Here is a 22,626-nt window from a genome sequence, read left to right on the forward strand (position 1 = left end):
GTTTTGATCCAAAAACAACCACCGGAGTCCCCATGAAACGCATCCTGCTGTTCGTTCTGACCAACTTCGCCGTGATGGCGGTGTTGCTGGTCACCACCCGCATCCTGGGTGTGGACCGCTTCCTCACCGCCAACGGCCTGAACATGACGGCGTTGGCCGGGTTCTCGCTGGTCATCGGCTTTGGCGGCGCGATCATCTCGCTGCTCATCAGCAAGCCGATGGCCAAGTTCAGCACCGGTGTGCGCGTGATCAACCAGCCGCAGACGGCCGACGAAGCCTGGATCGTGGAAACCGTGCGCCGCTTCGCCGACAAGGCCGGCATCGGCATGCCCGAGGTTGGCGTCTTCGAAGGCGCGCCCAACGCGTTCGCCACCGGTGCGTTCAAGAACTCGGCGCTGGTCGCGGTGTCCACCGGCCTGCTGCAGAACATGACCAAGGAAGAGGTCGAGGCCGTGATCGGCCACGAGGTCGCGCACGTGGCCAACGGCGACATGGTCACCATGACGCTGATCCAGGGCGTGATGAACACCTTCGTGGTGTTCCTGAGCCGCGTGATCGGCTACGCGGTGGACGCCTTCCTGCGCCGTGGCAGCGACAACAACTCGGGCCCCGGCATCGGTTACATGGTCACCACCATCGTGATGGACATCGTGCTCGGTTTCCTGGCCGCCATCATCGTGGCCTGGTTCAGCCGCCAGCGTGAGTTCCGCGCCGACGCGGGCGCCGCCAACCTCATGGGCCGCAAGCAGCCCATGATCAATGCGCTGGCCCGCCTCGGTGGCCTGACCCCGGGCGAACTGCCCAAGACCATGCAGGCGCTGGGCATCACCGGTGGCCTGGGCAAGCTGTTCTCGACGCACCCGCCAATCGAAGAGCGCATCGCGGCGCTTCAAAAGTAACCCCCCGCGCCGCCCGCGGCGTCACCCCCCAGGGGGCGCAGCTGGCGGCCCGGCGAAGCCGGTTCCGCGGCTGCACTTGTTTTGAGTCACGCGCTCCGGCCACAAGAAAGGCGACCCTCGGGTCGCCTTTCTTTTTTGGCAAGACCGCGTCCTTACCGGTTGCGTTCCCAGCGGTCATGGTCGCGGTCGCGGCTCCAGCGCGGGGGCGGTGCCACATACCGCTGGGGCGGCATGTAGCCTGGGCCGTAGCGGTAACCGTTGATCGGCATCACGCTGCCGGGATGCGGGTAGAAGGTCGTGCCGATGGTGATGCGCGTGCTCGGCTCGACGTACTGCGACTGGGGCGGGTATGAGGGGTACGACTGGTACTGCACGGGCGGTGGTGGCATGGCGTCGGCGGGGCTGACGTTGAGCCGCACATAGCGGCCGGGGTCTTGCGCCATCTGCGTGCGGTACTGGCGACCGGCGTATTCGTACACCACGTCGTAGGCCACGGTGCGGTTGTCGTAGTAGGTCTGCGTGCCGCACTGGCGGTAGGTTTCGGTGTACGGCTGGCCGGGGCCTTCGATGCGGTTGCCCAGCATCGCGCCGCCGATCAGGCCGATCACGGTGGCCGCGGCGCGGCCGCTGCCGTCACCGATGGCGTTGCCCACCGCACCGCCGGCGATGCCGCCCATCAACGCGCCCGCGCCGGATTTCTGGCCTTCGTAGGTCACTTGCTGGTCGCTGCAGACCTCGCGCGGCACGGCCACTTGCTGGACGATGGGGGTGCTGCTGATCACGCGGCCTTGTTCTTCCTGCGCGTGCGCCACGCCACTGCCGGCCAGGGCGAGCAGGCCGGTCATCACGGGGACAAGAACGGGGGTTTTCATGGAGAACTCCTTGTGGGGGTAGCCTGAAGCATGCGCTGCGCGTGTCAAGTTCGCATGCCCACGTTGTAAAGATTCGTGTGGTGTTGCAGGGTTCCCGGATTATTCGCCAACGCGCGCCGCGGCGGACAGGAAGTCGATCAGTTGCGCCAGCGTGCCCGTGGCATCGTCGGCGCGGTACAGCATGCCCAGCGGTTCAATCGGTGCGTGCAGGTCCAGCGCCAGCTCGACCAGGTCGGCGCTGCGCTCAATGCGGTCCAGCACGGTCTGCGGCACGGGCGCGACCACCCCCGGCTCGGCCAGGACCACCGGCAGCAGCTGCGCCGACAGCACCTGCACCGCGTGCGCGCGCGGCGCCGCCCCCTCCTGCGCCCAGGCGGCATCCAGCGCCTGGCGCACCGCGTAGTGCGGCGGTGGCAGCACCCACAGCGAATCGGCCAGGTCGCGCAGCCGCAGCCGCTTGCGCCCGGCGGCCGGGTGCAGCCGGCCGGCAATGACCACCATGCGGTCGCTGCGCAGCGGCTGGAACAGGTAACCCTGCGCCACCTGGGCCGGCCGGCGCAGCAGCACCAGGTCCAATGCGCCGCCGTGCAGCCCGGCGGTCAACTGGTCGATGCTGCCTTCTTCGATGGCCAGCCGCAGGCGTGGATGTTGCGCGCGCAGCCCGGGCAGCGCCGGGCGCAGCACGCTGGCCATCGCGGCCACGATGGCGCCCACGCGCAGCGGCCGCGCTTCTTGTTCGCCCAACGCGCCCAGGGCGTCGGCGGTGCCGCGCAGCGCGTCGATCGCAATGCGCGCGTCGCGGGCCAGCAGGCGCCCGGCGTCGGTGATGCGCATGCCGCGCGCATGCCGTTCGAACAGCGGCTGGCCCAGCAGCTCCTCCAGCTCGCGCAGCAGCTGCGTGGCGGCCGGCTGGCTGATGTGCACCGCCTCGGCCGCGCGGCGCAGGTTCGAGTGCGCCGCCAACGCATCGACCAGCCGCAGGTGGCGCAGGCGCAGGCGCGCGAGCAGGCGCTCGTGCAGCACGGCGGGGGGCGTGGGTGGGAGGATGGCCATTGATCAGGATTGCTTATCGCAAGATGCATATTTGATTGGACGCAAATCGTACCGCGGCCTACGCTCCCCGTCGCCTCCACCCGCCCCTTCAAGGACCTCCATGACCCACCGCTCCCGCCTGCTGCTGCCCGTTTCGTTCGCCGTTCTCTCCTTCTGCGCCGCGGCACAGACCGCATCCGCCCCACCGCCGCCCGCGGCCGCACAGGCGCTGTACCCGCTGATCGCGCAAAGCTCCAAGTCCATCGAACAGAAGGTGATCGACTGGCGCCGCGACATCCACCAGCATCCGGAGCTGGGCAACCAGGAAAAGCGCACCGCGGCCCTGGTGGCGGCGCACCTGAAGAAGCTGGGCTTCGAGGTGCGCGAAGGCGTCGCCGTGACCGGCGTGGTCGCCACGCTCAAGGGCGGCAAGCCCGGCCCCGTGGTGGCGTTGCGCGCCGACATGGACGCGCTGCCGGTGAAGGAACAGGTCGACGTGCCCTTCGCCTCCAAAGTCCGGGCCGTCTGGGATGGCAAGGAAGTCGACGTGATGCACGCCTGCGGCCACGATGGCCACGTCGCCATCCTGATGGGCGTGGCCGAGGTGTTGGCCTCGATGAAGGACCGCCTGCCCGGCACCGTCAAGCTGCTGTTCCAGCCGGCCGAAGAAAAGCTGCCGAACGGCGAGATTGGCGGCTCGCGCCGCATGCTGACCGAGGGTGCGTTCGACGCACCCAAGCCCGATGTCGTGTTCGGCCTGCACCTGAGTTCGGGCGCCAACACCGGCACGATCGGCTACAAGGCCGGCCCCATCACGGCCGGTTCGGACGCCTTCAAGGTCGACGTCAAGGGCCGCCAGACCCACGGCTCGCAGCCCTGGTCCGGCGTGGACCCGATCGTGCTGGCCTCGCAGATCGTGCTGGGCTTCCAGACCATCGAGAGCCGGCAGGTCAACGTGACCCGGGAGCCGTCGGTGCTGAGCGTGGGCACGTTCAACGCCGGCACCCGCTACAACATCATTCCCGACGAGGTGAAGATGAGCGGCACGCTGCGCACCTACGACGAAGGCATGCGCCAGTTCATCATGAAGCGCATGGGTGAGACCGCGTCGCTGATCGCGCAAAGCGGCGGCGGTTCGGCGCACGTGCACTTCGAGGCCGACGGTTATGCCGCGACCGTGAACGACCCGGTCCTGACCGAGAAGATGGCGCCGAGCCTGCGGCGCGTGCCGGGCGCGAAGCCCGAGGTGATCCAGAAAAGCACCGGCGGCGAAGACTTCTCGTTCTTCGCGCAGGCCGCGCCGGGCATGTTCGTGTTCGTCGGCGCCACGCCGGTGGGTCAGGATGCCTCCAAGGCCGAGCCCAACCACTCGCCGCGCTTCCTCATGGACGAGGCCAGCCTGCTGGTCGGCGTGCGCACGTTGTCGCACCTCACGGTGGACTACATGGCGATGGCGCGCAAGTAAGCCAACGGTTGGCGGTGGGCGGCCTCAAACGGCTTTGAGCAGGTCGCGCACCAGCGCCTCGGCCACTTTCAGGCCATCCACGCCGGCCGACAGGATGCCGCCTGCATAACCCGCGCCTTCGCCAGCCGGGTACAGGCCGCGCGTGTTCAGGCTCTGGCAGTCGTCCGTGCCGCGCGTGATGCGCAGCGGCGACGAGGTGCGCGTTTCCACGCCGGTGAGCACCGCGTCGGCCATGTCGTAACCCTTGATCTTGCGGCCGAACACCGGCAGCGCCTCGCGCATGGCCTCGATGGCGTAGGCGGGCAGGGCAGGGGCGAGGTCGCCGAGCTTCACGCCCGGTTGGTACGACGGCTCCACCTCACCGAGCGCGCTGGACGCCTGTTGCTTCAGGAAGTCGCCCACCAGTTGCGCCGGTGCGTCGTAGTTGTGGCCACCGAGCTGGTAGGCGCGCGCCTCCAGCTGGCGCTGCAGCACCACGCCAGCCAACGGATGGCTCTTGCCTTCCTGGACGAGCGCTCGGGCTTGTTCGGCGTAACGCGCGCCGTCGGCCTCGCCGAAGGCGGCGCTCCACAGCGGTGCGTCCTGCGGGAACGTTTGCGGGAAATCGACCGGTTCGATGCCGACGACGATGCCGGCATTCGCGTTGCGCTCGTTGCGCGAGTACTGGCTCATGCCGTTGGTGACCACACGGCCCGGCTCGGAGGTGGCCGCCACCACCATGCCGCCCGGGCACATGCAGAAGCTGTAGACCGCGCGGCCGTTCTTCGCGTGGTGCACCAGCTTGTAGTTGGCCGCGCCCAGCAGCGGGTGGCCGGCGTGGCGGCCCCAGCGCGCGCGGTCGATCACGCCTTGCGGGTGCTCGATGCGAAAGCCGATGGAGAACGGCTTGGCTTCCAGGAACACGCCGGCGTCCCAGAGCCGCGCAAACGTGTCGCGCGAGCTGTGGCCCAGCGCGAGCACCACGCGGTTCACCGGCATGGTGAAGGCCTCGTCCGTGTCGAGCCGGCGCACCTGCAGCGTGTCGATGCGCTGTGCATCGCCGTCGCGCGCCAGGCCGATGCCGCAGACCTGGTGCTGGAAGCGGATCTCGCCGCCGAGCGCGACGATTTTTTCGCGCATGGCCTCGACCACGCGCACCAGCTTGAAGGTGCCGATGTGCGGGTGCGCCGTGTAGAGGATTTCGGGCGGCGCGCCCGCGTCCACGAACTCGTGCATGACCTTGCGGCCGAGGAAGCGCGGGTCCTTGATCTGGCTGTAGAGCTTGCCGTCGGAGAACAGGCCCGCGCCGCCTTCGCCGTACTGCACGTTGCTCTCGGGGTTGAGCACGTGTTTGCGCCACAGGCCCCAGGTGTCTTTGGTGCGTTCGCGCACCGGCTTGCCGCGTTCGAGCACGATGGGCCGGAACCCCATCTGCGCCAGCGCCAGTGCGGTGAACAGGCCGCAGGGCCCCAGGCCCACCACCACCGGGCGGTCGCGCTCGTCGGCAGGCCAGTGCGCGGGTGCGTGGCCGGGCGGCTGCCAGGCCATGTCGGGCGTGGGCTGGATGTGCGGGTGGCCCGCGTGGGTGGTGAGCAGGGCGGCTTCCCGCGCCGGGTCGATCAGCGCGACGTCGACGATGTAGACCGCGAGCAGGTCGGCCTTGCGCGCATCGAAGCTGCGCTTGAAGACCCGCACATCGGCGATCTGAGCCATTTCGATGCCCAGCGCGGTGGCGGCCATCGCGGTCAGCGCGTCCACCGGGTGTGGCGGGGGCAGGCGATCGTCGTCGGTTTCGGTGGGCGCGTCGGCCGCGCGGCGGTGCTCGGCCGGCACGGCGGCCAGCGGGAGTTTGAGTTCGGAGAGGCGGATCATGTTGTCGTGGGGCTTGTGTTGATCAAGCAGAGGACAGGAAAACGAAGCCGCCTATTGTCGTCAATGCGGCCCCTTTAAATAACCCGGATGAAATCATTAAACCCGGGTACAATGCGCCACATGAACGAATCCACCATCCCCAGTTGCACCGCCTTTCTCGGCGCACGCCGTGTTGCTTTTGGCCCTTACGACGCCGTGGCGCAGGCCCTTGCCGTGCTCGACCTGTCGGCCGGCGGGCTGCTGGTGTTCGACGACACCACGGGCGCGCAGGTCGACCATCCCTGGCCGCCGGGCTATCCATCGGCACCCGCGGCGGCGGCCAAGGCCGCCGCGGCCCCGCAGGTGGGGCGACCCCGTATGGGGGTGGTGGCGCGCGAAGTCACGCTGCTGCCGCGCCACTGGGAGTGGCTCGCGCAGCAACCGGGCGGCGCATCGGCGGCCTTGCGGCGTCTGGTGGAAGAGGCGCGCCGCAGCCACGCCGACCGCGATGGCTGGCGACAGGCCAAGGAACGCGCCTACCGTTTCATGAGCGCCATCGCCGGTGGCTTCGCGGGCTTCGAGGAAGCGTCGCGCGCGTTGTTCGGGCAAGATGCCGAGGCTTTCGCCCGCAGCATCGCCGAATGGCCACCCGACGTGCAGTCGCACCTGGCCTGGTTGGCGCGCGATGCCTTCGCGCCCGAGGCCGCTTCCCCGCCGTCCACCTGATCGCACGCATTCTTACTTCACGGAATTTCCATGCCCAACGCCCCCAAAGGCCCGCTCTGGCGCGTCTATCTCGTTTTTCTGGTGCCCATGGTGCTGTCCAACATCCTGCAAGGGCTGTCGGGCACGCTCAATGGCATCTTCATCGGCCAGATGCTCGGCACGCACGCGCTGGCGGCGGTCTCGGGCATGTTCCCGATCGTGTTCTTCTTCATCTCGCTGGTGATCGGCATTGGCGCGGGCGCGTCGGTGCTGATCGGCCAGGCCTGGGGCGCGCGGCAGCCGCACAAGGTCAAGACCATCGCGGGCACGGCCCTGGTGCTGGGCGCGTTGATCGGCGTGGTGGCCGCGGTCGTGGGCGTGGCGTTCGCGCGCCCGGCCATGCAGGCGCTGGGCACGCCGCTGGACGTGATCGACGACGCGGTGGCCTATGCGCGGGTGATGCTGCTCATCATGCCGCTGCTGCTGGTGTTCATTCTGTTCACGCAGTTGCTGCGCGGCGTGAGCGACACCGTGTCGCCCCTGATCGCGCTGTTGCTGTCGACCGCGCTGGGGCTGCTGCTGACGCCCGCACTCATCCAAGGCTGGCTCGGCCTGCCGCGTCTGGGCATTCAAAGCGCGGCGTACGCGGGGCTGGTGTCGTACGCGGCGGCGCTGGGCTTCCTGGTGTGGCGGCTCGGGCGCCGGCACCACGTGCTGGCCTTCGACCGCGAACTGCTCGGCGCCCTGCGGCTGGACCGCGACATCCTCGGCAAGGTGATGCGCATCGGCCTGCCCACGGGCCTGCAGATGGTGGTGATCTCGCTGTCCGAGCTGATCATCCTCGCGCTGGTGAACAGCCACGGCTCGCAGGCCACGGCCGCGTACGGTGCGGTCACGCAGGTGGTGAACTACGTGCAGTTCCCGGCGCTGTCGATCGCGATCACCGCGTCCATCCTCGCCGCGCAGTCCATTGGCGCGGGCCGCGTCGACCGCCTGAGCGCGATCCTGCGCACCGGCCTGTGGCTCAACCTGGCGCTCACCGGCACGCTGGTGCTGGTGGGCTATGTGCTCTCGCACAAGCTGATGGGCCTGTTCCTGCCCGAGCCCGCTGCGCGCGCGCAGGCCGCGCACCTGTTGCACATCATGTTGTGGAGCATTCTGGTGTTCGGCTTCCAGGCCATCGTGGGCGGTCTCATGCGCGCCAGTGGCGACGTGATGGTGCCGATGGCGATCTCGGTCTTCTGCATTCTGGGTGTCCAGCTGCCCGCGGCGTATTTGCTCAATGGCCAGATGGGCCTGGCGGGTGTGTGGGTCGCGTTCCCGGTGGCGTACGTGGCCATGCTGGTGCTGCAGACCTGCTACTACCGCTTCGTGTGGCGCCACCGCAAGATCGAACGGTTGGTTTGAGACACAGGGGATAATCCACCCGTGAAGCGCACCAGGCCGTCGCTGGCACGATACCCCGAAAGGGAGTGCTGGAGGAACGTCCGGACTGCACAGGACAGCGTAGGAGGTAACACCTCTCCACCGACAAGCCCGACGGGTTCGCCCGAAAGGTCCTAAGGTGAGGATCAGAGCAACAGAGACGAGTCACCTTGGGTGCCGCACCGTAGGCGAAAGCCGAAGGTACGAGCAACCAAGGTGGGTGAAACGGGCAATCTCTACGCGCAGCAATACCAAATAGGCCAGCGTTGACGTGGTTCCGCGGAGCTGGCGGGTAGGTAGCACCGAGCCGGGTGGGCAACCCCCGGCCCAGATGAATGGCGGTCACATCCGGGGCAACCTGGATGCACAGAATCCGGCGTAAAGGTGCGCTTCACACTTTATTTGCCCCCTGGGCACCTGGTCGGCCTTGTCGTTGCAAAGACAACGCGAACGCCATGAGCTTGCTACCTTCAACGCGCGCTGGTTTGAGCGCGGTACGAAGGAGACAACATGGCTTGGACGATTGAGGTGATCGAGGACTGCGCGGTGGTGCGCATGAACACCAACAAGGTCAACGTGCAGAACGACCAGTTCTTCGCCGACCTGCATGGCGCGTTCGACCGCCTGGAGACAGAATTCCACGAGCTGCCAGTGGTGTTGACCGGCGAGGGTGACGTGTTCTCCGCCGGCATCGACTTCCAGTACAGCTTCGACATCTTTGGAAGCGGGAGCGACGACAAGGTCCGGCAGTGGTACAGCGCGTACCGCGAAACCAATTTGCGCATCTTCACCTACCCGCGGCCGACGGTGGCCGCCGTGAACGGGCATGCCATCGCCGGTGGGCTGATCACGGCCCTGGACTGCGACTTCCGCGTGGCCGCGCGCAAGCCCGCGACAAAATTCGGATTGAACGAAGTGCCCATCGGCATTCCCATGCCGGCTGCCTACGTGGAAATCATCAAGTACACCCTGGGGGACCAGGTCGGCGCCTTGACCACCCTGCGGGGCAAGCTGTACCCCTTCGACGAGGCCGCCCAGTTGGGCTTCTTCCACGAGGTCGTCGAGCCCGACCAGTTGCTCGCCACCGCCATCGGCTACGCGAAGTGCATCACGCCGGACTGCAACACGGCCTATGCCATGTCCAAGAAGGCCTTGCAGGACAGCGTGCTGCGGCAGATCCACGAACGGACGGTGGCGCTGGACGAACACATCGCCGTCGGCATGAGCGATCCGGGCAACCGCCGCGCCCAGGACCGGCGCAGGCAGGAGATCATGCGCAAGGGCCCCCGATGATCGACCTGTACAGCTGGCCCGCGCCGAATGGCCACAAGCTGCAGATCCTCGTCGAGGAGCTGGAGATTCCCTACCGGATCGTTCCCGTCAACATCACGAAGGGCGACCAGCACGGCGCCGACTACCTGGCCATCAACCCCAATGGAAAGATTCCCGCGATCGTCGATCACGCGCCGGCCGATGGCGGTGCGCCACTGAGCGTGTTCGAGACCGGCGCGATCATGGTGTACCTGGCCGAGAAAGAGGGGCGGTTTCTTCCCGCCGAGACCCGGGCCCGCAGTGAGGTGCTGCAGTGGCTGTTCTGGCAGGTCGGGGGCCTGGGCCCGATGATGGGGCAGGCGCAGCACTTCTTTCGTTATGCGCCGGAACCGGTGCCCTACGGCATCACGCGCTACCAGAACGAATCGCGGCGCCTGCTGAAGGTCCTCGACGACCGGCTGCAGGGACGGGACTACATCTGCGGCGACTACTCGATCGCCGACATGGCGTGTTTCCCCTGGATCCGCATCCACAAGCTCACGGGCGTTGCCCTGGACGGGTTCCCGCGGGTGCAGGCCTGGTACGGGCGCGTTCGCGCGCGGCCTGGCGTGGGTCGCGGTGTGGACCTCCTGCGCGACAGCTGGGTCGACGTCACGACGTCTGCCGAGGCGAAGGAAAACCTTTTCAGGAAGCCGTAGCGCCCATGAGCACGCAACACCTGGGCGGGGTCGACGCGTTCGTCGACCTGAGAAGCCCCTACTCCTACCTCGCCCTCGGCCCTGCGCGGGAACTGTCGCACCGTTTCGGCGTTCCCTTCGACTGGTGGCCTTTCATCACCGACTTCCGCGCGGCCTACGGCGGCGAGGTGGAACAGCGATCCAGCCGCGACGTCGCCAAGGTGAAGTACCTGTACATGGATTGCCGCCGACTGGCCAAGCTTCAGGGTTTGACGATCCGATCCACGGTCAAGCTGTGGGACGCATCGCTTGCCAGCCAGGCCTTTCTGTTCGCCAAGTCGCGTGGACGCTTGTGGGCGTTTCTTGATCCGATGCTGGCCGCCTTCTGGCGGCGCGAGTTCGACCTCGAATCCGCGGTGGCGCTCGAGGGCGCGCTGGTCGCGGCCGGTCTGCAGGCGAGCGAGTGGCGCGATTTCCAACTCGGTGCGGGTTATCGCGCGCTGGAAGAGGCCTTGGTTCACGCAGAGAGTCTCGGGGTGTTTGGCGCCCCCACGTTCGTCTGCGAAGGCGAGCTTTTCTGGGGCGGAGACCGGCTGGATCTGCTGAAGGCGAAGTTTGAACAGGGGCTTGTCAACGCGAAAGCAGCGGACGCTTAGTCGGCCTGCATTACGTAGGCGCGCAATTGCGCGACGTCCACGACCAGGATGCCTTTGTGCAGCTCTGTTCGCACGAACCCGGCGCGCCTGAAATCGCTGATGGCCATGTTCACCCGCTGGCGGGAGAGTCCGCAGATCAACGCCAGTTCCTGTTGCGGAATCAATATTTCCTGCGCGTCGCCGGCGCGGTCGTTGGCGAGCATCAACAAGCCGCGCGCCACGCGCATCTCCGGGCCCAGCAAGCGCGAGGCCGCCAACATGCTGACGAAAGTGCCCATGCGCTCGTTCAGGATGTCGCAGAGGTATTGGTTGAACTCGATCGACGATCCGCGCAAGGTCTGGAAGGTGTCGACGGGGACCATGAAGATGTGCGCGGGCGTCAACGCACGCAGGTCATAGCGCCGCAGTTCCTTTTTCAGAAGTGAGCCGTCGCCACCCCACTGCCCCTCACGCAGGCACAGCAGCGTGGTCTCGCTGCCGTCGCTCCCGACGACATACATCTGAAGAAATCCACGCTCCACGCCGTACCAGTGCAGGCAGGGCTCACCGGCGCGGGCCAGGTAGTCGCCAGCCGCCGCCGTTTTTTCCGTCGTCGACCTGAGCACCAGGGTCTGCAGTTCCGCGGGCAACGCGCGATACCAGGAGAACCGTTCCAGAAACTGAAGGAGGTTCTCAGGCGGTTGCTGTGTTTCGCGCGTGGTCATGGATGTGGGTCTGGCATCGCAAACGAGTTTACGTCTGCGCGCATGACTGTCTTTCGATCGACAGTCATGGCGGGCATGCGCCGATAGCATCCCGGCATGTCCTGCCCGATGCCCACGCCATGAACCGACTCGATCCCGCACCCGCCATCCCGCCGTCTCAGCTGCGCGGCGCCGTCGATTGGGCCGTCGTGTCGCGACGCAGCATCCGCGCTTTCCTGCCTGCCGACGTGGACAGAGAGGAGATCGATGCCATTCTGAACGTGGCCCGCCATGCCGCGTCGGGGGTGAACACCCAGCCATGGAAAGTGCACGTGCTCACCGGTGCGGCCAAGGACAGGCTGAGCACGGCGATTGCTGCCGTGGACGACGACCCATCCCAGGCAGCGGCGCTGGAAGAGCCCTACACCTACTACCCGCGGGACTGGGTGCCGCCCTATCTGGACCGCCGTCGCAAGGTCGGATGGGACCTGTACGGTTTGCTGGGCATTGCAAAGACCGACAAGGCCCGCATGCACGCGCAGCACGGTCGCAACTACCGGTTCTTTGACGCACCCGTCGGCCTGATCTTCACGATCGACCGGGTGATGCAGGCGGGCAGCCTGATCGACTACGGCATGTTCCTGCAAAGCGTGATGGTGGCCGCGCGCGCCCGTTCGCTCGATACCTGTGCGCAGGTGGCTTTCACAAAGTTCCATCGGGTCATTGCCCGCGAACTCGCCATTCCCGACACGGACATGGTGGTGTGTGGCATGAGCCTGGGCTATGCCGATCCGAGCCGCATCGAGAACGCACTGGTCACGCACCGAGAGAGCGTGGGTTCGTTCACGACATTTCACAGCTGAGAAAACACTGGAGACCACCGCATGCATCGAAATCCCTACCGGCATGGCCTGGAGCGTGTCGAGGCGAACCATGTGCCGCTCACGCCCCTCGGGTTCCTGGACCGCAGCGCGCAGGTGCATCCGCAGCGGGTCGCGCTGGTGCATGCAGGGCTGCGCCAGACCTGGGCGAAAACGCGGGAGCGGGCCTACCGCCTGGCCAGCGCCCTGGTACGCCGCGGCGTGCAGCGCGGCGATACGGTCTCCGTGCTGGCGCCCAACACGCCTGCGATGCTGGAAGCGCATTTCGGCGTCCCTCTTTCCGGTGCGGTGCTCAACGCCATCAACTGCCGGCTGGATGCGCAGGGCATCGCCTTCATCCTGCGCCATGGGGAATCGCGGGTTCTGCTGGTGGACAGCGAGTTCTCGGCGCTCGCGGCACAAGCCGTTGCGATGCTGGAGCACGCGCCCTTGCTGATCCGGATCGATGATGTGGCGACACCCGCAGGCACAACCACCGAAGGGCTGGATTACGAGACGCTGCTGGCCGAAGGGGACCCTGCATTCGACGGCGTCTGGCCGCAGGACGAGTGGGACCCCATCGCGCTCAACTACACCTCAGGTACCACGGGAGACCCGAAAGGTGTCGTCCCGAGCCACCGGGGCACCTACCTGATGAGCCTGCTTCAGCTCACCGACTGGGCCGTTCCACGGGCGCCCGTCTACTTGTGGACCTTGCCGATGTTCCACGCCAACGGCTGGTGCTTCACCTGGGCGATCACCGCGGCGGCGGGCACCCACGTGTGCTTGCGCAAGGTCAGCGCACAGACCATCTTCGACGCGATCGTGGAACACGGCGTGGACCATTTCTGTGCCGCGCCCACGGTGCTGGCCATGCTTGCCAACGCGACACCCGAGGAGCGCAAGCCGCTGCCGCGCCGGGTTCGCATCCTGACGGCGGGGTCGCCACCGCCCGCCGCGATCCTCCAGGCCATTGCCGCCATGGGGTTCGATGTTGACCACGTCTACGGCATCACCGAAATCTCGGGCACGCCGGTGAGCTGCGTCCGCCAGCCCGAGTGGGACGCGTTGCCGCCGGCCGATCGCGCGCGGCTGCAGGCGCGCCAGGGCGTGCGCGCGGCGGCACTGGAAGACCTGCGCGTCCTCGACCCCCAGACCCTGCGGGAAGTGCCGCACGATGGCGCCACGGCGGGCGAGATCATGGTCCGTGGCAACACGGTGATGAAGGGCTATCTGAAGAACCCCGAAGCCACCGCGCAAGCCTTCGCGGGCGGCTGGTTCCACACCGGCGACATCGCCGTCGTGCATCCGGATGGCTACCTCCAGATCACGGACCGCTCCAAGGACGTCATCATCTCGGGCGGCGAAAACATTTCATCGGTGGAGGTCGAGGACGTCCTGCACCGGCACCCCGCGGTGCTGCATGCCGCTGTGGTCGCCCAGCCGGACGAGCGCTGGGGTGAAGTGCCCTGCGCCTTCGTTGAACTCAAGCCCGGCGCGGATGTGGTCAGCGAGAGCGAACTGATCGGGTTCTGCCGCAGCCATCTGGCCCACTTCAAGTGCCCGCGCCGCGTGGTGTTCGATGCCCTTCCCAAGACGGCCACGGGCAAGATCCAGAAGTTCCGGTTGCGGGAGATCGCGGGCAGCCGCGATGCCATCACGCGGCTGGCCGGGCTGGCGGCGGACGTCTGAGCGGCGTCCCGCGCCTCATGCCTCGCGCGCCACGTCCTGCAGCACCTTGAGGTCAACCACCTCGATCGATCCGTAGCTGACACGGATGGCACCGCGTTCCTGCAACTCCTGCAAGGCCTTGTTGACCACCTGGCGGGACACGCCGCTGAGGCGCCCCAGCTCTTCCTGGGAGATCGTGATGCACCGCTCCGTGCTGGGGAACAGCGCGGGGTTGAAGAGGCCGGAGAGGCTGTAAGCCACTTGCGCCGTGGTGTCCCCCAAGCGGAAGTTCTGAACCAGCGCCACGTAGTGCCCCAGCCGTGCATTCAGGTGCGCGATCAACCAGAGCGCAAACGGGTGGCTTTCTTCCAGCAGCCGCAGAAAGGTGTCACGCGGCAGGAAGGCCACCCGGCTGTCGCGCAAGGCCACGACCTCGTAGGGCCTCAGCTCACCCTTGAGCACAGCGCCCTCGCCGAACCAGGCGCCGGCCGGCACGCTCGCAAAGCTGCTGCTCTTGCCGCCCTCCGAAATGTTCTCCAGCTTGAGCATGCCGCCGACCACACCGAGCCAATGCGCCGAGGGTGTGTGCCGCGCGCACACCGTGGTGCCTGCGGCAAAGGACACGATGGAGATCTCTTGGCGCACCCGACTGGCCTGCACGTCCGTCAGACAGGTCATCCAGGACGAGTGAGAAAGAAGGCGCTCCAACGGGTCTTCGGGCATGGCGGGCGGGCAAGGCAAGAGAGACCATGATTCTCATGGGGATCGTCACCCATGCCAATAACCCCGGTGCGCTTCACACTTTTATTTCAAGACTTCGGTCGGCGTGAAACGCAATCAGCGCGTCGACCAGCGCCTGCGCGAACGCCGGCAGTGGCTCGCCTTCGCGCGAGATCACGAAACGCTCCCGCACCCGCCAGGCGTCCTTGAGTTCGACCTGCACGAGCGGCATGTCCACCAGATTGCGCCGGGCACTGCTGGCGGGGACGATGCCAATGCCCACACCGGTGCCGATCATGCGGCAGACCGCGTCGAAGTTGGAGAGCTGCACGCGGATGCGCATGGGCTTGCCGGTGCCAGCCGTGATCGACGCGAGAAACTCGGTGAGTGTGCTGCTGGGGTGCATGCCGACGAAGTCTTCGTCCAGCGTGTCGGCAAAGGCGATCTGCTTGCGGCGCGCAAAGCGGTGGCTGCGCGGCACGACCAGCACCAGGCGGTCGGTGCTGAAGTGGATGCTCCTGATGCCAGGTGCATCCACCCGGGCTGAGACGATGCCGAGATCGGCGCTGCAATCGAGCACGTCGATCAGGATCTCGGCGTTCTGGCGCTCCTGCAACTCCACGTTGACGCGCGGGTGCGTCTTGAGAAAACCCGGCAGCACCTGCGGCAGGATGTCGGTGAAGGCGGTGGTGTTGGCGTGCACCCGCACATGGCCGCGCAGGCCGCGCGAGTACTCGTTCAACTCCGCGCGCAAGGCCTCCGTCTGGCGCAGGATCGCGCGCGCGTGGTGCAGGAAGGCCTCGCCCGCTGGGGTGAGCTTCACACCCCGAGCCTTTCGAATCAGCAAAGGCACACCCGCCGCGTCTTCGAGCGCTTTCACGCGCGCGCTGGCCGCTGCCAGGGACAGGTGGCGTGCTTCGGCACCATGCGTGATGCTGGATTTTTGTGCGATCGCGATGAACAGGCGCAGGTCAACGGCATTGAAGTTCATGGGCGGCATTGTCCACGAGGCTTCGGTAATTCCGAAGCCTCGGTCGGGAAATGGCGCATTGTGCGAAGGCGCCCGCGGGCGCACGATCCCGCCATGGACACCACCAACCACCGCATCACGCCTGCGGCATTGCAAGACCTGCGCGGCTGGATCGGCCGCGAAGAGACCTTCGACGACGACCTGAGCGCCGCCCCGGTGCGCGGTCTGGCCGCGACCCTCGATCTCGCGAACGTACCAGGCGAGCGCGGCGACGCGCTTCGGCCGCTCTGGCATTGGCTCTACTTTCTGCCGCGCGCGGCGCAATCGGATCTGGGTGACGACGGGCATCCGCGCCTTGGTGGCTTTCTGCCACCGGTGCCTTTGCCGCGCCGCATGTGGGCCGGCGGCCGCCTGGAGTGGCACGCACCGCTGCGCGTGGGCGACGCGGTGCGGCGCACCTCGCGCATCGCCTCGGTGGCGCACAAGGCGGGCCGTTCTGGCGACCTCGTGTTCGTCACGGTGCGCCACGAGGTCTCGCGCGATGGCGCCGTGGCACTGACCGAAGAGCACGACATCGTCTACCGCGCGGCCGCGCAGCCGAGCGACCCGGTGCCCGCGCCACAACCGGCACCCACCGACGCGGTGTGGTCGCGCGACATCCAGCCGGACCCGGTGCTGCTGTTTCGCTACTCCGCGCTCACCTTCAACGGCCACCGCATCCACTACGACCGCAGTTACGTGACGGGCGTGGAAGGCTATTCGGGCCTGGTCGTGCACGGCCCCCTGATCGCCACGCTGCTGAGCGAGCTGGCGGTGCAGCAACGGCCCGACGCCCATGTGCGCCGCTTCGCGTTCAAGGCCTTGCGTCCCACGTTGGATACCCACCCTTTTCGCGTGTGCGGCAAGCCGTCGGCCGATGGCCAGGGCGCGCAGCTCTGGGCGCAGGACCACGAAGGCGCGCTCACCATGCAGGCCGATGCTCAGTTCGCTTGAAACCCATCCATGAAAAATCAAATTCCCGCACCCGACGCCTACCAGGACATCCGCGAGGCGATGCGCGACCTCTGCGGACGCTATGACGCCGCGTACTGGCAGGGCGTCGATGCCGCGCGCGGTTACCCCGAAGCCTTTGTCGACGCGCTCACGGCCGCCGGGTGGCTGGCCGCCATGATCCCGCAGGAATACGGCGGCTCGGGGCTCGGGCTGGCCGAAGCCTCCGTGGTGATGGAAGAGGTGAACCTCTCGGGGGGCAACGCGGGCTCGGTGCATGGGCAGATGTACAACATGGGCACGCTGTTGCGCCACGGCTCGCCCGAGCAGAAGCAGCAGTACCTGCCCGGCATCGCCAGCGGCCAGTTGCGGCTGCAGACCATGGCGGTGACCGAGCCCACCACCGGCACCGACACGACACAACTCAAGACCACGGCGGTGCGCAAGGGCGACCGCTACGTGGTCAACGGCCAGAAGGTGTGGATCTCGCGCATCCAGCATTCCGACCTGATGATCCTGCTCGCGCGCACCACGCCCTTGGCCGAGGTGAAGAAGAAGAGCGAGGGCATGAGCATCTTCATCGTCGACCTGCACAAGGCCATCGGAAGCGGCATGACGGTACGCCCGATCCCGAACATGGTGAACCACGAGACCAACGAGGTGTTCTTCGACAACCTCGAGATCCCGGCGAAGAACCTGATCGGCACCGAAGGGATGGGGTTCAAGTACATCCTCGACGGACTCAACGCCGAGCGCACGCTCATCGCGGCCGAGTGCATCGGCGACGCCTACTGGTTCGTGAACAAGGCGCGGGCCTACGCCAACGAGCGCATCGTGTTCAACCGCCCGATCGGGCAGAACCAGGGTGTGCAGTTTCCGATCGCCGATGCCTTCATCGAAACCGAAGCCGCGAACCTGATGCGCTGGAAGGCCTGCGCGCTGTTCGACGCGGGAAAGCCTTGCGGCGGGGAGGCGAACATGGCCAAGTACCTGGCCGCCAAGGCCTCGTGGGAGGCGGCCAACACCTGCCTGCAGACGCACGGCGGCTTTGGTTTCGCGCACGAATACGACGTGGAGCGCAAATTCCGCGAGACCCGCCTCTACCAGGTGGCGCCGATCTCCACCAACCTCATCTATTCGTACGTGGCCGAGCACCTGCTGGGCCTGCCAAGGAGCTTCTGACATGCCCCGTCCTCTCGATGGCATCACCGTGGTCTCGCTCGAGCACGCGATTGCCGCACCGTTTTGCACACGGCAACTGGCCGACCTCGGCGCACGGGTGATCAAGGTGGAGCGCCCGGGCGGCGGGGATTTTGCGCGCGACTACGACCACCGCGTGAAAGGCCTGTCCTCGCATTTCGTGTGGGTGAACCGCTCCAAGGAAAGCCTGACGCTCGACCTCAAGCAGCCCGGCGCCTTCGCGGTGTTGATGGACTTGCTGAAGGACGCGGACGTCTTCGTGCAGAACCTCGCGCCCGGCGCCGCCGCGCGCATGGGCCTGGGCCACACCGCGCTGCAGGCGCTGAACCCGCGGCTGGTGTGCTGCGACATCTCGGGCTACGGCGAGGACGGGCCCTACCGCGACCGCAAGGCCTACGACCTGCTGATCCAGAGCGAAGCCGGTTTTCTGGACGTCACCGGCACGCCGGAAGAACCTTGCAAGGCCGGCAATTCGGTCGCCGACATCGCCGCCGGTATGTACGCGTACACCAACGTGCTCGCGGCGCTCATGCTGCGCCAACGCACGGGCGTGGGCTCGCACATCGACGTGTCCATGCTGGAGGCGCTGGGCGAGTGGATGGGCTTCCCGATGTACTACGCCTACGAAGACCAGCCCGCGCCCACGCGCAACGGGGCTTCGCACGCCACCATCTACCCCTATGGCCCGTTCCGCGCGGGCGATGGCAAGGACGTGATGCTGGGCCTGCAGAACGAGCGCGAATGGAAGGCGTTCTGCGACAAGGTATTGCAACAACCGCAGTTGGCCACCGACCCGCGCTTCGACCTGAACCCCAAGCGCAGCGAACGGCGCGACGAGCTGCGCGCCATCATCGAAGCGGCGTTTTCGGCCTTGTCCGCCGATCAGGTCGTCCAGCGGCTCGACAGCGCGCAGATCGCCAATGCCTACGTGAACCGCGTGGGCGATCTCTGGGCGCACCCGCAGTTGAAAGCACGCCAGCGCCTGCGCGCCGTGGGTTCGCCCGTGGGCGAGCTGCAGGCGTTCCTGCCGCCCGGGGTGAACGACAGCTTCGACTACCGGATGGACGCGGTGCCCGGCATCGGCGAACACAGCGAGGCGATCCTGCGCGGCCTGGGCCGCACGGACGGCGACATCGCCGCGCTGCGCATGGCGGGAGCGGTCTGAAATGAGCCTCACATCCGCGCGCAGCTTTCTGTTCGTGCCCGCGTCACGCCCGGAGCGGTTTGCCAAGGCGCTGGGGAGCGGGGCGGACTGCGTGGTCATCGACCTGGAAGACGCGGTCGTGCCGTCCGACAAAGACCGCGCGCGCGCCTTGCTGGCCGATGCGCTGCAGGCGTTCGACGCGTCTCGGCTCGGCCGAACCCTGGTCCGCATCAACGCGGCCGAGACCGAATGGCACGCCGCGGATTTGCAGGCCATTGCCGCAGGGTGTGCCAGTGGCTTGTGCGGTGTGATGGCCCCGAAGGCGGAGTCGGTCGAAACCTTGAGGGCGGTGGCATCCGCGCTAGGTCCCTCGGCCTCGCTCGTGCCGCTGGTGGAGTCGCTCGCCGGACTGGATGCCCTGCGCGAGATCGCTCGGGCCCCGCAGGTTCGCCGCCTCGCGTTCGGGCACATCGATTTCCAGCTGGATCTCGGCATGCGGTGCACGCCCGACGAACCCGAACTCGCGGCGGTGCGCTTCCAGTTCGTGGCCGCGTCGCGGCGCGCGGCGCTGGCCGCGCCGATCGATGGCGTCACGGTGAATGTCTCGGATTCGGCGCGTCTGCGGCACGATGCCTTGCGCGCGCGCGCCATGGGCTTTGGCGCCAAGCTGTGCATCCATCCCTCGCAGGCCGACGCCGTGAACGCGGCGTTCACACCCGCTGCCGCGGAGGTCGACTGGGCGCGCCGCGTCGTGCAGGCGGCGCAGGCCAGCGGCGGGGCCGTGATCCAGGTGGACGGCAAGATGGTGGATCTGCCCGTCATCCGGTTGGCGCAACAGACACTGGCGCAAGCCTCTGCCGCCGGCGAATGACCAAAGGCGGCGCGTGCACGCGCCGCCGCACTCAGCCGGTCGTCTGGGCCAGAAAGTTGCTGAACACCTTTGCCGCCTGCTGGAGGAGCTCGTAGTTCTGGTCGGAAAGGGTTCTCTGCACCACGTCAAAGTGGCACAGGGTGCCGCAGAGCTTGCCCTGTGTGTCTGTCACCGGGACGCCGCTGTAAGACACCATCACGCCCTGGTAAGGGTGCCCGTTCAGGCGGTCATCGGTGCCGGAGTTGCTCGTGAGGAACTGGCCCTCGCGCAGGACGAACTGACAGAAGCTCACCCCCAGCGGGACCTCGGCCAGGTATTCCGGCTTGACCTCTCCCGCCTTGTCGTAAAGCGCCACATTCTTGAGCAAAGAGTCGCGCAGGAGGTACACCGCCGTGTAGCGGTGTTCGGTGGACTGGTTGAGCAGCTTGAGCGCGCCGTCAAGGCCATCTTCTTCAAGAGCGGCATGCAGTTGTTCCAGGCCGACGTTTGTCATGAACGGATTCTGTAGAGGTGGGAAGGATGGTCCATTAAATCGGAAATTCGGCCGAGGCACCGGTTTTCAATTCCGGTGGTGCGCCGGCATACTTCAAGCCTCCGGGCTGTCCGTATCGACCTCCCCGCGCTTCAGCCGCGCCCGCGCCTGTGTGGCCAGCGCTTCGTACTTCGCACGGAACGCGTCGAGTTCCTCTTCTTCCAGTTCCTCCAGGTCCAGCAAGGCGGTGTGCGCGCCCTTGGTCGCGCGGATGAGCTCGTCCAGCTTCACCTGCATGGCCTCGGTGTCGCGGTTCTGCGTGTTCTGGATCAGGAACACCATCAGAAAGGTGATGATGGTCGTGCCGGTGTTGATCACCAGTTGCCAGGTGTCGCTGAAGCCGAACAGCGGCCCCGTGACCACCCACACCACGATCATCGCGACCGCCAGGGTGAACACGCGCGGGCGGCCGCAGAAATGGGACGCGGCTTTGGCGAATCGCGAATACCAGGTGCTGGATTTGGCCATCGCGATCTCCGTTCTTTTCATCAAAGGTTGAAACCACCCAGGCTCTGGATGCGCTCCACGTGCGCCATCAGCGAGCGCTTGGCGACGGGCCACAAACGGTCGGGCACGTCGTCATAAGCGAGCTTCACCCAGTCGTCGGGCGAGCCGTCGGGCGCGGCCTGCATGGCGCGCGCCACCTTGGCCTCGCGCGCCAGCCGGTGTGACTTGAGGTGGGCAATGGCCGCGCGCGCGCCGCCATGTTCCGGCGCGCTCGGGTTGTCGGCCGCGCGCCGCAGATCGCCCAGCACGTAGCCATGCGCCGGCAGCAGGAACTCGATGCCGTGGCGCTCGCACAGCGCGTCGAGCTTGTCCAGTGAGTCGAGGTAGGCGCCCATGTTGCCGTCGGGCGGGTCGATCACGGTGGTGCTGCCATTGAGGATGTGGTCGCCCGTGAACAGCAGGCCGTCTTCCACCAGCGCCAGGCACAGGTGGTTGGCGGCGTGGCCCGGCGTGTGCACCACTTCGAGCGTGTGCGACACGGTGGCGTCGCCGGCCTGGCCCAGCAGCACCAGTTGTTCGCCATCGGCCAGCACGCGCTCGGGTGTGAAGCGGCTGTTCTCGCGCGAGGTGCTCGCGCTGGGCAGACCGAGGATGGGCGGCTTCTCCAGCCCTGCCGCGACACACATCGCCTGCAGGCGCGGCGCGCCGGGCGAGTGGTCGGGGTGCGAGTGGGTGCAGACGATGGCCTGGATGCGGCCGCCGGCCGCGCGCCACAGGCGCTCGATGTGCGCGGGCTCGTCCGGCCCCGGGTCGATCACGATGTGGCCGCTGGCCGGGTCACCCACCACATAGCTGTTGGTGCCGGGGCCGGTCATGAAGCCAGGGTTGGGCGCGGTCAGGCGTTGCACGTTCTTGAGCAACTGCACCGGCTGCTCGTGCTGCCAGTCCAGGCTGTGCGCGATCTGGCCGTCGGGGCAGACCATGGCGAGTTCGCCGAACGGCGGCTCGTGCTCCATGTGGCGCGATTCGGCGCCGTGCGTGAGACCGGCGCGCGGGCAACTCGTCCACAGCGGTTCGTCGTTGGCCGCACAGGCGTCGAGCACGGCTTGCACGTCGGGGTACGCCTGCAGGCGTTCGAGCGTGCGGATGGTGGGGAAGATGATGAAGAAGCCACCGGCCTTGTGGCGTTCCAGCGCATCGGCCGGGCGCACCCAGCAGGGCTCGAACTGCTCGGCCTCGTCGGCCACCGGTTGCTGGCCTTCGGGCATGCGCGCGACGAGGAAGGGCACGTCGAAGCGGCGCGGCAGGTCGCGGTCGGTGATCCAGTGCGCGAGCACGAACACGCCCGCGCCATCGAGCTTGAGGCCCTTGGCCTGGCATTGCGCGGTGAACGGGGCCTTGCGGTCGAGCGTGGCGATGTCGCTGTCGTCCACCGGCGAGCCGTCGGCCCGGTGCGCGAGCAGCACACCGAGTTCTTCATAGCTCTCGCGGATGGCGGCGATCGCCTGCGTGAGGTGCAGGTCGCTTTGCGTGTCGCGCCGCGTGGAAATGCCGTGGGACTGCGCGTCGGCGGCGTCGATGCCCCCGCCGGGGAACACATAGGCGCCGGGCGCGAAGCTCGCCGTCATGGAACGGCGCGTCATCAGCACCTCGATGCCGGGCTTGGCGGGGTCGGTGCTGTCGCGCAGCAGCAGCACGGTGGCGG

General features: G+C 67.2%; 22 protein-coding genes and 1 other RNA gene. 14 read left to right on the forward strand and 9 right to left on the reverse strand.

Features of this window, described 5'->3' with window-relative positions; all coding sequences use genetic code 11:
- Nucleotides 1-32: 32 nt before the first annotated feature.
- Nucleotides 33-899 (forward strand): protease HtpX, encoded by an 867-nt coding sequence (gene htpX, locus FFS09_RS21155; protein ID WP_137920887.1) that lies wholly within the window; start codon nucleotides 33-35, stop codon nucleotides 897-899.
- A 152-nt stretch (nucleotides 900-1,051) separates the two neighbouring features.
- On the opposite strand, the gene FFS09_RS21160 is transcribed toward htpX, so the two are convergent.
- Nucleotides 1,052-1,771 (reverse strand): glycine zipper 2TM domain-containing protein, encoded by a 720-nt coding sequence (locus FFS09_RS21160; protein WP_212745138.1) that lies wholly within the window; start codon nucleotides 1,769-1,771, stop codon nucleotides 1,052-1,054.
- Nucleotides 1,772-1,870: 99 nt separating this feature from the next.
- Nucleotides 1,871-2,824: a LysR substrate-binding domain-containing protein gene (locus tag FFS09_RS21165; RefSeq protein ID WP_137920888.1), complete on the reverse strand. Its 954-nt coding sequence runs from the start codon at nucleotides 2,822-2,824 to the stop codon at nucleotides 1,871-1,873.
- Nucleotides 2,825-2,924: 100 nt separating this feature from the next.
- On the opposite strand from FFS09_RS21165, the gene FFS09_RS21170 reads away from it, so the two are divergent.
- Complete coding sequence (locus FFS09_RS21170; protein WP_137920889.1) at nucleotides 2,925-4,268, forward strand: amidohydrolase; 1,344 nt, start codon at nucleotides 2,925-2,927, stop codon at nucleotides 4,266-4,268.
- Between the two features lie 24 nt (nucleotides 4,269-4,292).
- Here the strand turns inward: FFS09_RS21170 and FFS09_RS21175 are convergent, their stop codons facing one another.
- Nucleotides 4,293-6,119, reverse strand: coding sequence for an NAD(P)/FAD-dependent oxidoreductase (locus tag FFS09_RS21175; RefSeq protein ID WP_137920890.1), 1,827 nt, complete (start codon nucleotides 6,117-6,119; stop codon nucleotides 4,293-4,295).
- Nucleotides 6,120-6,239: 120 nt separating this feature from the next.
- On the opposite strand from FFS09_RS21175, the gene FFS09_RS21180 reads away from it, so the two are divergent.
- The 6 genes from FFS09_RS21180 (at nucleotide 6,240) to FFS09_RS21205 (ending at nucleotide 10,833) form a co-directional block, all read left to right on the forward strand.
- Nucleotides 6,240-6,824 (forward strand): DUF2239 family protein, encoded by a 585-nt coding sequence (locus tag FFS09_RS21180; RefSeq protein WP_137920891.1) that lies wholly within the window; start codon nucleotides 6,240-6,242, stop codon nucleotides 6,822-6,824.
- 30 nt (nucleotides 6,825-6,854) lie between these two features.
- The gene (locus tag FFS09_RS21185; protein ID WP_137920892.1) at nucleotides 6,855-8,210 is read left to right on the forward strand and encodes an MATE family efflux transporter; all 1,356 of its coding nucleotides are present in this window, start codon (nucleotides 6,855-6,857) and stop codon (nucleotides 8,208-8,210) included.
- 23 nt (nucleotides 8,211-8,233) lie between these two features.
- An RNA gene (gene rnpB / locus FFS09_RS21190) (RNase P RNA component class A) lies at nucleotides 8,234-8,625 on the forward strand.
- 113 nt (nucleotides 8,626-8,738) lie between these two features.
- Nucleotides 8,739-9,521 (forward strand): enoyl-CoA hydratase/isomerase family protein, encoded by a 783-nt coding sequence (locus FFS09_RS21195; RefSeq protein WP_137920893.1) that lies wholly within the window; start codon nucleotides 8,739-8,741, stop codon nucleotides 9,519-9,521.
- A complete protein-coding gene (locus FFS09_RS21200) occupies nucleotides 9,518-10,198 on the forward strand; it encodes a glutathione S-transferase N-terminal domain-containing protein (RefSeq protein WP_137920894.1) in 681 nt (226 codons plus the stop codon). The genes FFS09_RS21195 and FFS09_RS21200 overlap by 4 nt, the downstream gene beginning before the upstream one ends.
- 5 nt (nucleotides 10,199-10,203) lie before the next feature.
- Nucleotides 10,204-10,833, forward strand: a complete 630-nt coding sequence (locus FFS09_RS21205; RefSeq protein ID WP_137920895.1) for a DsbA family protein — start codon at nucleotides 10,204-10,206, stop codon at nucleotides 10,831-10,833.
- On the opposite strand, the gene FFS09_RS21210 is transcribed toward FFS09_RS21205, so the two are convergent.
- Nucleotides 10,830-11,537: a Crp/Fnr family transcriptional regulator gene (locus FFS09_RS21210; RefSeq protein WP_137920896.1), complete on the reverse strand. Its 708-nt coding sequence runs from the start codon at nucleotides 11,535-11,537 to the stop codon at nucleotides 10,830-10,832. The genes FFS09_RS21205 and FFS09_RS21210 overlap by 4 nt on opposite strands.
- A 119-nt stretch (nucleotides 11,538-11,656) precedes the next feature.
- Here FFS09_RS21210 and FFS09_RS21215 point away from each other — a divergent pair, with 119 nt between their 5' ends.
- Together FFS09_RS21215 and FFS09_RS21220 are read left to right on the forward strand one after the other, a co-directional pair.
- Complete coding sequence (locus FFS09_RS21215; protein WP_137920897.1) at nucleotides 11,657-12,379, forward strand: nitroreductase; 723 nt, start codon at nucleotides 11,657-11,659, stop codon at nucleotides 12,377-12,379.
- A gap of 21 nt (nucleotides 12,380-12,400) precedes the next feature.
- Nucleotides 12,401-14,068, forward strand: coding sequence for an acyl-CoA synthetase (locus FFS09_RS21220; RefSeq protein WP_137920898.1), 1,668 nt, complete (start codon nucleotides 12,401-12,403; stop codon nucleotides 14,066-14,068).
- A gap of 15 nt (nucleotides 14,069-14,083) precedes the next feature.
- On the opposite strand, the gene FFS09_RS21225 is transcribed toward FFS09_RS21220, so the two are convergent.
- Both FFS09_RS21225 and FFS09_RS21230 read right to left on the reverse strand, forming a co-directional pair.
- The gene (locus FFS09_RS21225; RefSeq protein WP_252374463.1) at nucleotides 14,084-14,725 is read right to left on the reverse strand and encodes a Crp/Fnr family transcriptional regulator; all 642 of its coding nucleotides are present in this window, start codon (nucleotides 14,723-14,725) and stop codon (nucleotides 14,084-14,086) included.
- A gap of 118 nt (nucleotides 14,726-14,843) precedes the next feature.
- On the reverse strand, nucleotides 14,844-15,758 hold the full coding sequence (locus tag FFS09_RS21230) for a LysR family transcriptional regulator (RefSeq protein ID WP_137920900.1): 915 nt from the start codon (nucleotides 15,756-15,758) through the stop codon (nucleotides 14,844-14,846).
- A 93-nt stretch (nucleotides 15,759-15,851) separates the two neighbouring features.
- Between FFS09_RS21230 and FFS09_RS21235 the strand changes: the two genes are divergently transcribed.
- From FFS09_RS21235 to FFS09_RS21250, 4 genes are read left to right on the forward strand one after another with little or no spacing between them, the layout of a single operon-like run.
- The gene (locus FFS09_RS21235; RefSeq protein WP_137920901.1) at nucleotides 15,852-16,730 is read left to right on the forward strand and encodes an HTD2 family dehydratase; all 879 of its coding nucleotides are present in this window, start codon (nucleotides 15,852-15,854) and stop codon (nucleotides 16,728-16,730) included.
- Nucleotides 16,731-16,739: 9 nt separating this feature from the next.
- Complete coding sequence (locus FFS09_RS21240) at nucleotides 16,740-17,909, forward strand: acyl-CoA dehydrogenase family protein (RefSeq protein ID WP_137920902.1); 1,170 nt, start codon at nucleotides 16,740-16,742, stop codon at nucleotides 17,907-17,909.
- A 1-nt stretch (nucleotide 17,910) separates the two neighbouring features.
- Complete coding sequence (locus FFS09_RS21245) at nucleotides 17,911-19,092, forward strand: CaiB/BaiF CoA transferase family protein (protein ID WP_137920903.1); 1,182 nt, start codon at nucleotides 17,911-17,913, stop codon at nucleotides 19,090-19,092.
- 1 nt (nucleotide 19,093) lies between these two features.
- Entirely contained in the window at nucleotides 19,094-19,942 is an 849-nt protein-coding gene (locus tag FFS09_RS21250) for an HpcH/HpaI aldolase/citrate lyase family protein (protein WP_137920904.1), read from the forward strand.
- Nucleotides 19,943-19,973: 31 nt separating this feature from the next.
- Here the strand turns inward: FFS09_RS21250 and FFS09_RS21255 are convergent, their stop codons facing one another.
- The 3 genes from FFS09_RS21255 to FFS09_RS21265 all read right to left on the reverse strand — a co-directional run.
- Entirely contained in the window at nucleotides 19,974-20,435 is a 462-nt protein-coding gene (locus FFS09_RS21255) for a GAF domain-containing protein (RefSeq protein ID WP_137920905.1), read from the reverse strand.
- A gap of 93 nt (nucleotides 20,436-20,528) precedes the next feature.
- Entirely contained in the window at nucleotides 20,529-20,942 is a 414-nt protein-coding gene (locus FFS09_RS21260; RefSeq protein WP_137920906.1) for a low affinity iron permease family protein, read from the reverse strand.
- A 20-nt stretch (nucleotides 20,943-20,962) separates the two neighbouring features.
- A partial coding sequence (locus FFS09_RS21265) for an MBL fold metallo-hydrolase (RefSeq protein ID WP_137920907.1) occupies nucleotides 20,963-22,626 on the reverse strand: 1,664 nt, incomplete at its 5' end.

This window comes from Hydrogenophaga sp. 2FB (assembly GCF_005503365.1).
Taxonomy (GTDB): domain Bacteria; phylum Pseudomonadota; class Gammaproteobacteria; order Burkholderiales; family Burkholderiaceae_C; genus Hydrogenophaga.

What these genes read in the sequence shown, in the direction of transcription:
- FFS09_RS21260 (WP_137920906.1), bottom strand. Translation starts at nt 20,942, where the DNA reads ATGGCCAAATCCAGCACCTGGTATTCGCGATTCGCCAAAGCCGCGTCC.
- FFS09_RS21240 (WP_137920902.1), top strand. Translation starts at nt 16,740, where the DNA reads ATGAAAAATCAAATTCCCGCACCCGACGCCTACCAGGACATCCGCGAG.
- FFS09_RS21255 (WP_137920905.1), bottom strand. Translation starts at nt 20,435, where the DNA reads ATGACAAACGTCGGCCTGGAACAACTGCATGCCGCTCTTGAAGAAGAT.
- FFS09_RS21160 (WP_212745138.1), bottom strand. Translation starts at nt 1,771, where the DNA reads ATGAAAACCCCCGTTCTTGTCCCCGTGATGACCGGCCTGCTCGCCCTG.
- FFS09_RS21210 (WP_137920896.1), bottom strand. Translation starts at nt 11,537, where the DNA reads ATGACCACGCGCGAAACACAGCAACCGCCTGAGAACCTCCTTCAGTTT.
- FFS09_RS21205 (WP_137920895.1), top strand. Translation starts at nt 10,204, where the DNA reads ATGAGCACGCAACACCTGGGCGGGGTCGACGCGTTCGTCGACCTGAGA.
- FFS09_RS21180 (WP_137920891.1), top strand. Translation starts at nt 6,240, where the DNA reads ATGAACGAATCCACCATCCCCAGTTGCACCGCCTTTCTCGGCGCACGC.
- FFS09_RS21185 (WP_137920892.1), top strand. Translation starts at nt 6,855, where the DNA reads ATGCCCAACGCCCCCAAAGGCCCGCTCTGGCGCGTCTATCTCGTTTTT.
- FFS09_RS21195 (WP_137920893.1), top strand. Translation starts at nt 8,739, where the DNA reads ATGGCTTGGACGATTGAGGTGATCGAGGACTGCGCGGTGGTGCGCATG.
- FFS09_RS21170 (WP_137920889.1), top strand. Translation starts at nt 2,925, where the DNA reads ATGACCCACCGCTCCCGCCTGCTGCTGCCCGTTTCGTTCGCCGTTCTC.
- FFS09_RS21175 (WP_137920890.1), bottom strand. Translation starts at nt 6,119, where the DNA reads ATGATCCGCCTCTCCGAACTCAAACTCCCGCTGGCCGCCGTGCCGGCC.
- FFS09_RS21220 (WP_137920898.1), top strand. Translation starts at nt 12,401, where the DNA reads ATGCATCGAAATCCCTACCGGCATGGCCTGGAGCGTGTCGAGGCGAAC.
- FFS09_RS21165 (WP_137920888.1), bottom strand. Translation starts at nt 2,824, where the DNA reads ATGGCCATCCTCCCACCCACGCCCCCCGCCGTGCTGCACGAGCGCCTG.
- FFS09_RS21250 (WP_137920904.1), top strand. Translation starts at nt 19,094, where the DNA reads ATGAGCCTCACATCCGCGCGCAGCTTTCTGTTCGTGCCCGCGTCACGC.
- htpX (WP_137920887.1), top strand. Translation starts at nt 33, where the DNA reads ATGAAACGCATCCTGCTGTTCGTTCTGACCAACTTCGCCGTGATGGCG.
- FFS09_RS21245 (WP_137920903.1), top strand. Translation starts at nt 17,911, where the DNA reads ATGCCCCGTCCTCTCGATGGCATCACCGTGGTCTCGCTCGAGCACGCG.
- FFS09_RS21225 (WP_252374463.1), bottom strand. Translation starts at nt 14,725, where the DNA reads ATGACCTGTCTGACGGACGTGCAGGCCAGTCGGGTGCGCCAAGAGATC.
- FFS09_RS21215 (WP_137920897.1), top strand. Translation starts at nt 11,657, where the DNA reads ATGAACCGACTCGATCCCGCACCCGCCATCCCGCCGTCTCAGCTGCGC.
- FFS09_RS21200 (WP_137920894.1), top strand. Translation starts at nt 9,518, where the DNA reads ATGATCGACCTGTACAGCTGGCCCGCGCCGAATGGCCACAAGCTGCAG.
- FFS09_RS21230 (WP_137920900.1), bottom strand. Translation starts at nt 15,758, where the DNA reads ATGAACTTCAATGCCGTTGACCTGCGCCTGTTCATCGCGATCGCACAA.
- FFS09_RS21235 (WP_137920901.1), top strand. Translation starts at nt 15,852, where the DNA reads ATGGACACCACCAACCACCGCATCACGCCTGCGGCATTGCAAGACCTG.